This window comes from Achromobacter dolens, from assembly GCF_902859745.1.
Lineage (GTDB): Bacteria > Pseudomonadota > Gammaproteobacteria > Burkholderiales > Burkholderiaceae_B > Achromobacter > Achromobacter dolens.
Window position 1 is genome coordinate 86,829 of record NZ_CADIJW010000008.1, and the last position, 12,520, is coordinate 99,348.

The following is a 12,520-nucleotide window of genomic DNA, read 5'->3' on the forward strand; positions in this document are numbered from 1 at the left end:
CATCAGATCCTGCGCACCATTTTCGGATCGAGGGCGTCGCGCAGCGCGTCGCCCAGGATGTTCACGCTGAGCACGGTCAGCGACAGGAACAGCCCCGGGAACAGGATCAGGCCGGGCAGCATGCGGAAGTACATGCGGCCCTCGGACATGATGTTGCCCCAGGAGGCGATCTCGGGCGGGATGCCCGCGCCCAGGAAGCTGAGGATGGCCTCGGTCAGCATGGCCGAAGCGAACACATAGGTGCCCTGCACGGTCAGCGGCGCGATGGTGCTGGGCACCATGTGGCGCCACAGCAGCAGCGGCAGCGGCGTGCCCAGCGCCAGCGCGGCCTCGACGTAGGGCTCGCCGCGCACGGTCAGGATCTGGCCGCGCACCAGCCGCACCACGCGCGGGATCTCGGGAATGGTGATGGCCACCAGCACCGTCGTCAGGCTGGCGCCGGTGACCGACACCAGCGCGATCGCCAGCAGTATGCCGGGGATCGCCATGATGGCGTCCATGGTGCGCATGATGATGCCGTCGAGCGAGCGGAACCAGCCGGCGATGACGCCGACCACGAGCCCGATGGCGACGCTGACGACCGCGGCGCCCAGGCCCGCGATCAGCGAGACGCGCGCGCCGTAGGCCACGCGCGACCAGACGTCGCGGCCGAAGGCGTCGGTGCCGAACAGGTAGTCGGTGAACGGCTGCTTCAGGCGCGCGCCGGGATTGATGAACGTCGGGTCGACCGTGCCCAGCAGCGGGGCGAACAGGGCGATGGCGACAATGATGAGCAGCACCACCAGGGCCAGCATCACCGGCCAGCTTTTGAAGCTCTGGCGGATCTGGCGCCAGGCGGTGACGTGGGGCGTGCCGCCGCCGGGAAGATCGGCGGCCGCTTGCGCGGCGGCGTCGGTTGGCGTTTGCATGGCGTGGCCTCAGTATCGGATACGGGGGTCGAACACCGTGTAGGCGCAATCGACAACCAGATTGATGAACACGTAGACGAAGGCGAAGAACAGCGTCAGGCCCTGGATCACGGGGTAATCGCGCGCCAGCACGGCTTCGACCACCAGCCGGCCCAGGCCCGGGATGTTGAACACCGATTCGGTCACCACCACGCCGCTGATCAGCAGCGCGATGCCCAGGCCCACCACCGTGGCGATGGGCACCGCGGCATTGCGCAGCGCGTGGCCCAGCAGCACGCCGGTCTCGGTCAGCCCCTTGGAGCGCGCGGTGCGGATGAAGTCCTCGCCCATCACCTCGATGACGCTGGTGCGCGTGATGCGCGCGATCAGGGCGATATACACCGTGGACAGCGCCAGCGACGGCAGGATCAGCCGGTGCAGGAACAGCCAGAAGCCATTGGCCAGCGGCGTGTAGCCCTGCACGTTGAACCAGCCCAGCTTGATGGCGAAGGCCCAGATCAGCAGGTAGCCGGTGACGAACACCGGCACCGAAAAGCCCAGCACCGAAAAGCCCATGACGGCGCGATCCAGCAGCCGGCCCTGGCGCCAGGCCGCCAGCACGCCCAGCGGAATCGCCACGACCAGCGTGAATACCAGCGTCAGCAACGCCAGGCTCAACGACGGTTCGAGCCGCTGGCCGATGAGCTGGGTGACCGGCACGCCGGACATCAGCGAGGTGCCGAGGTCTCCCTGCAGCAACTTGCCGCCCCAGATGAAGAACTGTTTGGCGACCGGCTTGTCCAGGCCCATCGTCTGGCGGATCTGCTCGATCCGCTCGGGCGTGGCGCCGTCGCCCGCCATGATGATGGCCGGATCACCCGGGCTCAGACGCAATATCGCAAAGACCACCACCGCGACCATCACCAGAACGGGGATGGTCGCGAGGAGCCGGCGTGAGACGAATGCCAGCATGTATTTCCCCCTGAACTACTTGCCCGTCAAGGGGCTTTTTTCACATTCCAGAACGCGAACACCGGCGCATGCACCAGGCCCGAGAGCTTGGTGGTGTACACGGTGGGCACGGACATCTGGCCCAGCGGCACGTACAGGCCTTCGTCGATGCCGATGCGCTGCAATTCATCGGCGATCTTCTTCTGCTCGGCCGGATCGGAGGTCAGCGCGAACTTGGTGCGCAGTTCCTCGACCTGGGGGAAGTCGGGCCAGCCGAACCAGGCGTTGTCGCCGTTGGCCGCGGCCGGGGCCGAGCGCACCGGGTCCATCACGTCGGTGGCGTACCAGTTGGTGTTGTGGATGTTCCAGCCGCCTTCGGCCGGCGCCGCCTTCGAGGCGCGGCGGGTCGCCACGCTCTGCCAGTCCATCGCCGCCAGGTTGACGTTGAAGCCGGCCTTGCGCAGCGCCTGTGCCATCACCACCGGCTGCGCCGACAGCGTGCCGACGTCGGTGGCGTGCATCACCAGGATCGGGGTGTTGTCATAGCCGGCTTCCTTCAGCAGGGCCTTGGCCTTCTCGATGTTCGAGGGCACCACCACGTCCTTGCCGATGTCCGATTCCAGCGGCGTGCCGCAGCCCCACAGCGAGGCGCAGGTTCGCCAGTACTTGGGATTGCCCACCAGCGCCTTCATCACGTCTTCCTGGCCGATGGCGTACATCGCGGCCTGGCGGATCTTCTTGTTGTTGAAGGGCGGGTACTTGAAGTTGAAACGGTACATCGTGAAGTAGCCGACCGGGCTGAGCGACTCTTCCTTCAGGTCCTTGTTGCCCTCGACCATCGGCAGCAGGTCGTACGGGAACTGCTCGACGAAGTCGATCTCGCCGCCCAGCAGCGCGTTGGCGGTGGTCAGGGCGTCGGGCATCACGTCCCACTCGACCTTGTCCACGTTCACCACCTTGCCGCCGGCCAGGCCGCTGGCGGGCTCCTTGCGCGGCACATAGTCGGCATTCTTGGCGTAGACGGTCTTCACGCCCGGCTTGAACTCGATGACCTTGAACGGACCCGAGCCGGTCATGTCGGTGATCGGCTGGCCGATCGGCAGATCGGCGATGCGTTTGGGCATCATGAACGGCGCGGTGCCGGTCGGCTTGGACAGGGCGCGCAGCGCCAGGTCCGTGGGTTCCTTCATGACGATGCGGAAGCTGTTGTCGTCGATGACTTCGATCTTGTCGGTGAATTTCAGCAGCGTGCGGCCCATGCCGTCGCCCGCGGCCCAGCGCTTGATCGACGCGACGCAGTCCTCGGCCGTGACGGGCTTGCCGTCATGCCATTTCTGGCCCGGGCGCAGCGTCATGGTGTAGGTCTTGCCGTCGGCCGAGACATCCCACTTTTCCAGCATCTGCGGCTGGATCTTGTTGTCGGCGTCGGTGGCCAGCAGGGTGTCGTAGATCATGTAGCCATGCCACGTCGTGATGTACGCGGTGGTGGCGTGCGGATCGGTCAGGCGCAGCGGCGAATGCATCACCGCCTTGATGACGGTGTCGGCGTAGGCGCCATGGGCCATCAGCAGGGTGGCGCCGGCGAACGCGGCCGCGCGGACGAACTTGAGCATGAAATTCCCCTTGTATGCGTAGTGAGCGGCGCGTTTCGCCGCTACGTCGTTAACGCGCCGCGCCCCGGGGCGCGGCGAGCGAGGGTCAGTCGGTCGCGGCGCCGGCAAACACCGGGCCGCAAGGCGCCATTCTGATGCCGGGACGCAACCGTGTCCATGGTTGTTTTGCCGCATCCATCAGCATGGAACCCGGCGCGGCGCAAACCAGGATCGTGTGGGCGATCGGGGTGAAGTCGGCGCGGAAATGCGCCGAGCTTTTCACCGCCAGGATGGCCGCGCGGCGCGGCTCGATGCCGGCGAAGCGGAACATTTCCTGGTCGGCCATCTGCACCTTGTTGGACGCCACCACGATGCGCACGCCGCCGATGCGCAGGCAGGCGCTGGGGCCCAGGTCCATGTGGAAGCCGCGATAGAACGCGCCATGCGTATCGAAGCGTCCATCCGAAGTTTTCTCCACGATGAACTCCGCGTCCAGCGGTTCGTCGTCGGGAATACCCGAGTGTCCACCCAATGCAATGCGGACCGATTTACCCACGCCAGCGCGGTGCGCGGCCAGCGCCGCTTCCGGATCGACGATCAGTCCGATGGCGGCATCGCGCGCCTGGTGGCGGATCAGCGCGCGCAGCAGGCCGGTGGTGTCGGAACTGCCGCCGGCGCCCGGATTGTCCTGCGCGTCGGCGATGACCACCGGCGCGTTGGCCTCGCGCGCCAGGCGCAGGGCGGTCGTGACCGCGTCATCGGGCGAATACAGGGTGCCGCCAAAATCCCGTTCGGCATCGAGCACCGCGCGCGCCAGCGTGTCGGCGGCCGCGTCGGCCTCGGCCTGGGTGGCGCCGTAGGCCCATACCGCCGGCAGGCAGTCGGGAAAGTCCGCGGCGGGAAAGCCGGTGGCCAGCGACGCGCTCTGAGCGCCGCGCGCCTCGATGTCGCCGACCATCTGGTACAGGCTGCGCGCCGGCTCGATGTCGGTCGATTGCCAGCACAGCGGAATCAGGTAGGGCAACTGCCGCAGCGCCACGCAGGGACGGGGCGCGCCGGCCAGGCGCCGCGCCAGCAGCGCGGCGGCGCGCTGGCCGGTCTCGGCCATATCGATGTGCGGATAGGTGCGGTAGCAGACCAGCGCGTCGGCGTAACGCACCATTGCCGCTGTCATGTTGGCGTGCAGGTCGAGGCTGGCCACCACCGGCACGTCAGGGCCAACCAGCGCCCGCACGCGCTTGAGCAGCTCGCCCTCGCCGTCGTCCAGGTGCTCGGTGACCATGGCGCCGTGCAGGTCCAGGTACACGCCATCCAGTGGCATGGCCGCTTGCAGGCCCTGCAGGATCAGGGCGCTGATGCGTTCGAACGCGTCCTCGGTGACCGGGCCCGACGGGCTGGCCGCGGCCCACGTGGCCGGCAGCAGCGTGTGCTGTTGCATGGCCTCGATGAAGCCGGCCACGGGAATGTTGGCGCCGGCCACGGCCTGGAACATCGCCGGACCGCTGACCAGCTTCGGCCAGCCGCCGCCCTTGTCGGCAAAGTCCTCCCACGCCGCGCGCGAGGGCGCGAACGTATTGGTTTCATGCTGAAAGCCGCCTATCCCGATGCGCATCAGGATTCCCCTTGTTGTGTGTCTTTCGGCAAAACCCCGGCCTCTTGGCGGGCCGGGGCGGTGTGGGCAGGATTACTTGGCAACGGGCATGGTGAATTCCGCGCCCTTGGCGATGCTGTCCGGCCAGCGCTGCATCACGCTCTTGTAGCGCGAGTAGAAGCGGATGCCTTCCTCGCCGTAGGCGTGGTGGTCGCCGAACAGCGAGCGCTTCCAGCCGCCGAACGAGTGCCAGGCCATCGGCACCGGGATCGGCACGTTGATGCCGACCATGCCCACCTTGATCTGGCGGGCGAAGGCGCGCGCCACGCCGCCGTCGGACGTGAAGCAGGCCACGCCGTTGCCGAATTCATGGGCGTTGATCAGTTCGACCGCGGCGGCGAAGTCGGGCACGCGCACCACGCACAGCACCGGCCCGAAGATCTCTTCGCGGTAGATGTTCATCGCGGGCTTGACCTTGTCGAACAGCGTGCCGCCCAGGAAGAAACCCTTTTCGGCGCCCGGCACTTTCAGGCCGCGGCCGTCGACCACCAGCTCGGCGCCGGCGGCGACGCCGTCCTCGATGTAGCCGATGACCTTGTTGCGGTGCTGCGCCGTGACCAGCGGGCCCATTTCGGCGTCGCCCTGCATGCCATCCTTGACCACCAGCGCCTTGACGCGCGGGATCAGGCGTTCGATGACTTTGTCGGCCACGTCGCCTACCGCCACGGCCACCGAGATCGCCATGCAGCGCTCGCCGGCCGAGCCGTAGGCCGCGCCCATCAGCGCATCGGTGACCTGGTCGAGATCGGCGTCCGGCATCACCACCAGGTGGTTCTTGGCGCCGCCCAGGGCCTGCACGCGCTTGCCGCGGCGCGTGCCTTCGGCGTAGATGTATTCGGCGATCGGGGTCGAGCCGACGAAGGACAGGGCCTCGACGTCGGGGTGCGCGATCAGCGCGTCCACGGCCTGTTTGTCGCCGTGCACCACGTTGAACACGCCCGGCGGCAGGCCGGCTTCGGTCAGCAGCTCGGCCAGGCGCAGCGAGGCCGAGGGATCGCGTTCGGACGGCTTGAGCACGAAGGTGTTGCCGCAGGCGATGGCCACCGGGAACATCCAGCAGGGCACCATCATCGGGAAGTTGAACGGCGTGATGCCGGCCACCACGCCCAGCGCCTGGCGCATGCTCCAGTTGTCGATGCCGCCGCCGATCTGATCGGAATACTGGCCCTTGAACAGTTGCGGAATGCCGCAGGCGAATTCGACCACTTCGATGCCGCGCATCACTTCGCCCTTGGCGTCCGAGAACACCTTGCCGTGCTCGCGCGTGATCAGTTCGGCCAGTTCGTCCTGGTGCTTGTCCAGCAGCGCCTTGAAGTTGAACAGCACGCGGGCGCGCTTGAGCGCCGGGGTTTCCGACCAGGCCGGAAAGGCGGCCTTGGCGGCGGCCACGGCCAGCGCCACTTCGTCGGTGGAGGCCAGCGGCACGGAGGTGATGATCTCGCCCGTGGCCGGATTGAAACCGTCGGCGTAGCGGTTGCTGCGGCCATCGTAGGGCTGGCCGTTGATGTAGTGGGAGAGGTTCTTCTTCATGGGAAAGCTCGGAGCGGGGTTCTTTGAAAACGCCGGAGGGCGGCCCGGGGCCGCCCGCCATTGTGTGCGAGGCGCGGCGCCTGCGCCGCGCCGGGGACTACGCGACTTCCTTGAGCACCTTGCCGATCTGCTCGAAGATCTGGCCGATCTGGGCCTCGTCGATGATCAGCGGGGGCGAGACGGCGATGATGTCGCCGGTGTAACGCACCATCAGTCCGCTGTCGAAGCACTTCTGGAACACCTCGGCGGCGCGCGCGCCCGGCGCGCCGGCGCGCGGCGCCAGCTCGACGCCGGCCACCAGGCCCAGGTTGCGCACGTCGATGACGTGCGGCGCGCCCTTCAGGCTGTGGGCCGCCTGCTCGAAGGCGCCGGACAGCTTGCGGGCGCGGGCGAACAGGTCCTCGCGGCGGTAGATGTCCAGCGTCGCCAGGATGGCGGCGGCCGCCAGCGGGTGGGCCGAATAGGTGTAGCCGTGGAAGAACTCGATGCCGCCGGCCGGGCCGTTGACGATGGCGTCATGCACCTCGCGGCGCACCGCGACCGCGCCTGCCGGCACGGCGGCGTTGCTGACGCCCTTGGCCATCGCGATCAGGTCCGGCGTCACGCCGAAGAATTCCGAGGCGGTGGCCGCGCCGAGGCGGCCGTAGGCGGTGATGACTTCGTCGAAGATCAGCAGGATGCCGTGCTTGGACGTGATCTCGCGCAGCTTTTCCAGGTAGCCCTTGGGCGGGATCAGCACGCCGGTGGAGCCGGCCATGGGTTCCACGATGACCGCGGCAATGGTCGAGGCGTCGTGCAGCGCGATGATGCGCTCCAGGTCCTCGGCCAGGTGCGCGCCCCAGGCCGGCTGGCCCTTGGAATAGGCGTTCTGCTCCAGGTTGTGGGTGTGGGGCAAGTGGTCCACGGCGGGCAGCAGCGCGCCGGAGAAGGTCTTGCGGTTGGGCGAGATGCCGCCGACCGAAATGCCGCCGAAGCCCACGCCGTGGTAGCCGCGCTCGCGGCCGATCAGGCGGGTGCGCTGGCCTTCGCCGCGGGCGCGGTGGTAGGCCAGGGCGATCTTCAGGGCGGTGTCGACCGATTCGGAACCGGAGTTGGTGAAGAACACGCGGTCCAGGCCCTGCGGCATGAAGCTGGCGACGGCCGTGGCGGCCTCGAAGGCCAGCGGGTGGCCGAGCTGGAAGCCCGGGGCGTAGTCCATGATGCCGGCCTGGCGCGAGATCGCCTCGACGATCTCCTGGCGGCCGTGGCCGGCGTTCACGCACCACAGGCCGGCGGTGCCATCCAGCACCTGGCGGCCATCGGCCGAGGTGTAGTACATGCCCTTGGCCGCCGCCAGCATGCGCGGATGCGCCTTGAACTGCTTGTTGGCGGTGAAGGGCATCCACAGATGGGACAGGTCGGGCAACTCGGCGGGGGCGTTCATGGCGGCTCCAGGGGAAGGACAGGCGCCGGAGCCTGCGCGCGTGTCGGGCGGGCGGCCGGCGGGATGCGATTGATTCTGGTACGTCCGGCGAGGAATGAAAATATACAATCCGCGCAAACCGGGCTAACTGTATAGTTGCAAGCATGACAACTGTACAGATAGCATAGCGCCGTGATCGACTTCCAGCCCGTGCGTGCCCGGGGGCAGGCGCCAACCCTGGTGGACCAGCTCGTGGCCGCCGTGCTGCGCGCCATCGAGGCGCAGGAGCTGCGTCCGGGTATGTCCCTACCCTCGGTGCGCGACTTCGCGCGCCAGTACCAGGTCAGCACCTTCACCGTGGCCAGCGCCTATAACCGCCTGGTATCACTGGGCTGGCTGGCGGCGCGCCCCGGCGCCGGCTATCGCGTGGCCTCGCCCGACGCGCCGCCGCGCCGGGGCGAGCCGCAGTCCTGGGAGCCGCCGCGGCTGAACGCGGCCTGGCTGCTGTCGGACATCTTCGCGGACCACTCCATTCCCATCAAGTCGGGCTGCGGCTGGCTGCCGGGCGAGTGGCTCAATGAAGAGGGGCTGCACATGGCGCTGCGCCACATGGGCCGGGTGCCGGCCATGCGCATCGCCAACTACGGCCATCCCTATGGCTACGCGCCGCTGCGCGAGACCATCGCCGCCACGCTCAGCGCGCAGGGCATGGAGGTGGAAGTGTCGCAGGTGCTGCTGACCCAGGGCGTGACGCACGGACTCGACATGGTGATCCGCACGCTGCTGCGGCCGGGCGACACCGTGCTGGTCGAGCAGCCGGCCTACGCCAACCTGTTGCAGATGCTGCGGTTGGCCGGGCTGCGGGTGGTGCCGGTGGCGCGCACGCTGGATGGCCTGGATTGCGAGGCGCTGGAGCAGGCCGCGTCGCAGCACCGGCCGCGCGCGCTGTTCGTCAACACCGCCCTGCAGAACCCGTCCGGCGCCAGCATCAGCATGGCCAACGCCTTCCGCATCCTGCAACTGGCCGAGCGCCACGGGCTGTGGGTGGTCGAGGACGACATTTCCCGCGAACTGGCGCCCGGCGTCACGCCCATGCTGGCGGCGCTCGATGGCGGCCGCCGTGTGGTCTACCTGGGCGGCTATTCCAAGGTCATCAGCCCGTCGGTGCGGGTCGGTTACGTGGTGGCGCACCGCGACCTGGCGCGCGATATCGCGCGCACCAAGATGGCGGTGGGACTGACCTCGCCGGAGATCATGGAACGCATCGTGCACCAGGTCATCCGCGAGGGCCGCTACCGGGCGCACATCGAGCGCACCCGCGAACGGCTGGCCCAGGCGCACGCGACGGTGGCCGGGTTGATGGCGCAGCATGGTTTCGAGATCTACGCGCGGCCCCAGGCGGGCCTGTTCCTGTGGGCCAAGGTGGCCGGGCAATGGCGCGAGCGCGGCGCCAACGGCCTGGCGGGGCTGGCGCTGAAGGACGGCATCTGGCTGGCGCCGGGGTCGTATTTCGAGGCCGACGAGGCCGATACGCCGTGGGTGCGTTTCAACGTGGCGTATTCGGAAGCGCCGGCGCTGTGGCGCTTCATGCGCAACGAGGGCGCGGCGTAGCCATTGCGGCCGGGCGTTGCGATGCCGCCGGGCGCGGCGGCGGCGCCGGCCGCGCCGGCCGCGGTCATCCCCAGGGCGGGTTCAGGCGCGTTCGTACGTCACGAAATCGTAGCGGTAGCCGTTTTCCTCGGGCTGCGCCTGGCGCGCGGTTTCGCGCCACTGGAAGCCGGGCAGCAGCGGGAAAAAGGCGTCGCCCTCGACTTCGGCATGGACTTCGGTGGCCAGGATGCGGCTGGCCTGCGGCAGGGCCTGCGTGTAGATCTGCGCGCCGCCGATGACGAAAGCCTCTGCGCTGTCGCCGCAGGCGGCGACGGCGGCCTCCAGCGTCGGCACCACGGTGGCGCCCGCGGCCTCGAAGACGGGGTTGCGGCTGATGACGATGTTGGCGCGGCCGGGCAGGGGGCGGCCCAGCGAGTCCCAGGTCTTGCGGCCCATGATGATGGGATGGCCCAGGGTGCTGCGCTTGAAGTGCGCCAGGTCGCCCGGCAGTTTCCAGGGCAGGGCATTGTCGCGGCCGATGGCGCGGTTGGTGGAATAGGCGACGATCAGGGTCAGGCGGGCGGACATGCGGGGGCGGGCGCTCGGAAGGGGAGCCGGCGTGGCCGGCGGGAAGACCCCAAGCGTAGCAAATCTGGCCGGCAGGGGCGGGCGGCGGGTAGATCCGCCGCGTCGCAGCGGGGCGTCCGCGTCGGCTCAGCTTGAGGCGTGTTCCAGGAATTCGTCGGCGGGCATCGGCTTGCCCAGCAGGAAGCCCTGCAGCGAATCGCAGCCCAGGCCCGTCAGGAATTTCTGCTGCGCGGTGGTTTCCACGCCTTCGGCCACGATGCGCAGGTTCAGTTGTTGCCCCAGCGCGACGATCGCCGAGATGATGGCGGCGTCCTCATTGTCGTTGTCCAACTGGTTGACGAAGCCGCGGTCGATCTTCAGTTCGGTGGCGGGCAGGCGCTTCAGGTACAGCAGGCTGGAGTAGCCGGTGCCGAAATCGTCGATCGAGATGGTCACGCCCAGGCCGGACAGGCGCTTGAGCACCGTCAGGCTGGCCTCGGCGTCGCGCATCGCGGTCGATTCGGTCACTTCCAGCGTCAGGCAGGAGGGCGGCACGTCGTGCCGCGCCAGCGCGGTGCGCACGGTCTCGACCAGGCCGGAATGGGCGAACTGCAGCGCCGAGATGTTGACGGCGATGGTCCAGTGGCCCTGGCCGGCATCGATCCACTGGCGCATCTGGCGGCAGGCTTCGTTGATGACCCATTCGCCGATCGACAGGATCAGCCCGGTTTTTTCCGCCGTCGGAATGAACTGGTCGGGACCCACCAGGCCGCGGGTCGGGTGGTTCCAGCGCAGCAGCGCCTCGGCGCCCATGATAGGCCCGGCGGGCGCCTCGTACTTGGGTTGGTAGTGCAGCACGAACTGGCCCCGTTCCTGCGCCAGGCGCAGGTCGTGCAGCAGTTCGATCTGCTCGTGCGCGTCGGCGTTCATCGACGGCTCGAAGAAGCTGTAGCCGGTGCCGCCCAGGCGCTTGGCGTGGTACATCGCTGCGTCGGCGTTGGTCAGCAGGGCGTGGGTGTCCTCGCCGTCGTTGGGGTAGATGGCGATGCCGACGCTGGAAGTCACCAGCACTTCATGGCCGTACACCATGACAGGGCGGGCGATCGCCTCGATCAGGCGGTCCGCCACGTTGGCGGCGTCGGTTGGTTCCACCACTTCGCTGAGCACGATGAATTCGTCGCCACCGAGCCGCGCCACGGTGTCGTGGGTGCGCAGCGTCTGGCGGATGCGCTGGGCCAGGTCGATCAGCAGGGCGTCGCCGGTGTGGTGACCGTAGGCGTCATTGACCGCCTTGAAACCGTCCAGGTCGAAGAACAGCACCGCGAAGTAGCCCTTGCGGCGGCTGGCACTCTCGATCGCTTGTTCCAGGCGGTCCTCCAGCAGGATGCGGTTGGGCAGCTTGGTCAGGGTATCGTGCAGCGCCAGTTGCACCAGTTCTTCGTTGGCCTCGGCCAGCGACGAGGCCAGCGCCGAGGTGCGGGCTTCCAGGCGGTTGTCCAGCACCGCCACCACCAGGGCGATGGCGAGCACGCTCAAGGTCACGGCGGTGACCGCGATGGCCAGCCAGCCGGCCGAGATGCCGGTGTTCGCCGCCATGCAGATGCTGTCGGCCGGAAAGCCGGCGGCCTTCATGCCCGTGTAGTGCATGCCGACGATAGCCAGCCCCATGACCACCGCCGCCAATGGCCGCGACAGCGCCACCCGCGGGCCGTCATGGCGCAGGCGGTAGGTGATCCAGAGGGCGGCGCCCGACGCGGCCACCGCGATGGCGATGGACAGCGCGAACCAGGCAGGGTCGTAGACGATGCCCGGCATCATGCGCATGGCGGCCATGCCGATATAGTGCATGGCGGCGATGCCGGCGCCCATCGGCAGGGCGCCCACGATCAGCCGGCGCCAGGGCAGGTCGTCCTTGCAGACGATCCACAGCGCGAAGGCGGAGCAGCCGATGGCGATCGCCAGCGACAGGAGCGTCAGCGGCAGGTCGTAGCCCATCGGGATCGGCAGGTTGAACGCCAGCATGCCGACGAAGTGCATGGACCAGATGCCGATGCCCATGGCGAGCGCGCCGCCCGCCAGCCAGTAACGCGCCGCCGGCAGTCCGTTCGCGGCCCGGACGCGGTTGGCCATGCCCAGCGCCGTGTATGACGCCAGGATGGCGACCCCTAGGGATACGAGGACGAGCGAAGGGTTATATGTTCCAACGAGCATTTTTGGGGTCCTGTCCTGAGCGCATACAGCCGCCGCGCCGGCCTCAATTCAAATCAATTAGTAGTCAACAGTTGCAAACGAGCCGCAAGAGGATCCTGCTGTCGACGCTGGCGATTTACGTACTCACTAGTCTGGATGG

At 68.3% G+C, this 12,520-nt stretch carries 9 protein-coding genes; 1 reads left to right on the plus strand and 8 read right to left on the minus strand.

All coding sequences use genetic code 11. The features are described 5' to 3' along the window. Positions 1-2: 2 nt before the first annotated feature. The 6 genes from HV783_RS09110 to aptA all read right to left on the minus strand — a co-directional run bounded on the left by HV783_RS09110 (position 3) and on the right by aptA (position 8,034). Positions 3-908, minus strand: coding sequence for an ABC transporter permease (locus tag HV783_RS09110; protein WP_175189023.1), 906 nt, complete (start codon positions 906-908; stop codon positions 3-5). Between the two features lie 9 nt (positions 909-917). After that, complete coding sequence (locus HV783_RS09115) at positions 918-1,859, minus strand: ABC transporter permease (protein ID WP_054500655.1); 942 nt, start codon at positions 1,857-1,859, stop codon at positions 918-920. Between the two features lie 26 nt (positions 1,860-1,885). Beyond that, positions 1,886-3,451: an ABC transporter substrate-binding protein gene (locus HV783_RS09120; RefSeq protein ID WP_064528591.1), complete on the minus strand. Its 1,566-nt coding sequence runs from the start codon at positions 3,449-3,451 to the stop codon at positions 1,886-1,888. Between the two features lie 85 nt (positions 3,452-3,536). Beyond that, positions 3,537-5,042, minus strand: a complete 1,506-nt coding sequence (locus tag HV783_RS09125) for a M81 family metallopeptidase (RefSeq protein WP_144655552.1) — start codon at positions 5,040-5,042, stop codon at positions 3,537-3,539. 72 nt (positions 5,043-5,114) lie between these two features. After that, positions 5,115-6,611, minus strand: a complete 1,497-nt coding sequence (locus tag HV783_RS09130; protein WP_049076221.1) for a CoA-acylating methylmalonate-semialdehyde dehydrogenase — start codon at positions 6,609-6,611, stop codon at positions 5,115-5,117. A 97-nt stretch (positions 6,612-6,708) separates the two neighbouring features. Beyond that, the gene (gene aptA / locus HV783_RS09135; protein ID WP_049076219.1) at positions 6,709-8,034 is read right to left on the minus strand and encodes an omega-aminotransferase AptA; all 1,326 of its coding nucleotides are present in this window, start codon (positions 8,032-8,034) and stop codon (positions 6,709-6,711) included. 171 nt (positions 8,035-8,205) lie between these two features. On the opposite strand from aptA, the gene HV783_RS09140 reads away from it, so the two are divergent. After that, positions 8,206-9,624: an aminotransferase-like domain-containing protein gene (locus HV783_RS09140; protein WP_049076217.1), complete on the plus strand. Its 1,419-nt coding sequence runs from the start codon at positions 8,206-8,208 to the stop codon at positions 9,622-9,624. Positions 9,625-9,705: 81 nt separating this feature from the next. Here HV783_RS09140 and HV783_RS09145 read toward each other — a convergent pair whose 3' ends face one another. Together HV783_RS09145 and HV783_RS09150 are read right to left on the minus strand one after the other, a co-directional pair. Further along, positions 9,706-10,191: a dihydrofolate reductase gene (locus HV783_RS09145; protein ID WP_064528587.1), complete on the minus strand. Its 486-nt coding sequence runs from the start codon at positions 10,189-10,191 to the stop codon at positions 9,706-9,708. Between the two features lie 126 nt (positions 10,192-10,317). After that, the gene (locus HV783_RS09150; RefSeq protein WP_175189024.1) at positions 10,318-12,381 is read right to left on the minus strand and encodes a putative bifunctional diguanylate cyclase/phosphodiesterase; all 2,064 of its coding nucleotides are present in this window, start codon (positions 12,379-12,381) and stop codon (positions 10,318-10,320) included. Between the last annotated feature and the right edge of the window lie 139 nt (positions 12,382-12,520).

What these genes read in the sequence shown, in the direction of transcription:
- HV783_RS09110 (WP_175189023.1), bottom strand. Translation starts at nt 908, where the DNA reads ATGCAAACGCCAACCGACGCCGCCGCGCAAGCGGCCGCCGATCTTCCC.
- HV783_RS09115 (WP_054500655.1), bottom strand. Translation starts at nt 1,859, where the DNA reads ATGCTGGCATTCGTCTCACGCCGGCTCCTCGCGACCATCCCCGTTCTG.
- HV783_RS09120 (WP_064528591.1), bottom strand. Translation starts at nt 3,451, where the DNA reads ATGCTCAAGTTCGTCCGCGCGGCCGCGTTCGCCGGCGCCACCCTGCTG.
- HV783_RS09125 (WP_144655552.1), bottom strand. Translation starts at nt 5,042, where the DNA reads ATGCGCATCGGGATAGGCGGCTTTCAGCATGAAACCAATACGTTCGCG.
- HV783_RS09130 (WP_049076221.1), bottom strand. Translation starts at nt 6,611, where the DNA reads ATGAAGAAGAACCTCTCCCACTACATCAACGGCCAGCCCTACGATGGC.
- aptA (WP_049076219.1), bottom strand. Translation starts at nt 8,034, where the DNA reads ATGAACGCCCCCGCCGAGTTGCCCGACCTGTCCCATCTGTGGATGCCC.
- HV783_RS09145 (WP_064528587.1), bottom strand. Translation starts at nt 10,191, where the DNA reads ATGTCCGCCCGCCTGACCCTGATCGTCGCCTATTCCACCAACCGCGCC.
- HV783_RS09150 (WP_175189024.1), bottom strand. Translation starts at nt 12,381, where the DNA reads ATGCTCGTTGGAACATATAACCCTTCGCTCGTCCTCGTATCCCTAGGG.